This is a genomic window from Acidiphilium sp. PM (assembly GCF_000219295.1).
Lineage (GTDB): Bacteria > Pseudomonadota > Alphaproteobacteria > Acetobacterales > Acetobacteraceae > Acidiphilium > Acidiphilium multivorum.
Window position 1 is genome coordinate 1 of sequence record NZ_AFPR01000349.1, and the last position, 648, is coordinate 648.

Here is a 648-nt window from a genome sequence, read left to right on the forward strand (position 1 = left end):
CACCCCTGCCATCACCGCGAGCAGTTCCGCCTCCGAAACCCCCTCGGCCGGCGCCACCGCCACGACCGAGGGTTTCCCCTCCGTCAGCGTCCCCGTCTTGTCGAACACCACGGTATCGACCCGCTCCGCCGCCTCCAGCGCCTCGGCGTCCTTCACCAGGATGCCGTGCCGCGCCGCGACACCGGTCCCCGCCATCACCGCGGTCGGCGTCGCCAGGCCCAGCGCGCAGGGGCAGGCGATCACCAGCACCGCCACCGCGTTCAGGATCGCCGCCGAAACCGTCGCCCCCGCCAGCAGCCATCCCGCCAGCGTCACCGCCGCCACCGCCACCACCGCCGGCACGAACACCGCCGCCACCCGGTCCACCAGCCGTTGGATCGGCGCCTTCTCCGCCTGCGCGGTCTCGACCAGGCGGATGATCTTCGCGAGCGTGGTTTCCGCCCCCACCGCCTCGGTGCGGATGAGCAGAACCCCCTCGCCGTTGATCGCCCCGCCCGGCACGCGCCCGCCCGCCGCCTTCGGCACCGGCAGGCTTTCCCCCGTCAGCATCGAGAGATCGACGGCGGACTCCCCCGCCTCGATCGTCCCGTCCACCGGAATCCGCCCGCCCGGCCGCACCACCACGAGGTCGCCCGTCCGCACCTGGCC

At 74.2% G+C, this 648-nt stretch carries 1 protein-coding gene; it reads right to left on the bottom strand.

The genetic code is table 11. The features are described from left to right. Nucleotides 1–648 (bottom strand): HAD-IC family P-type ATPase (locus tag APM_RS12520; RefSeq protein ID WP_039888564.1); only part of this gene is annotated, 648 nt, incomplete at both ends.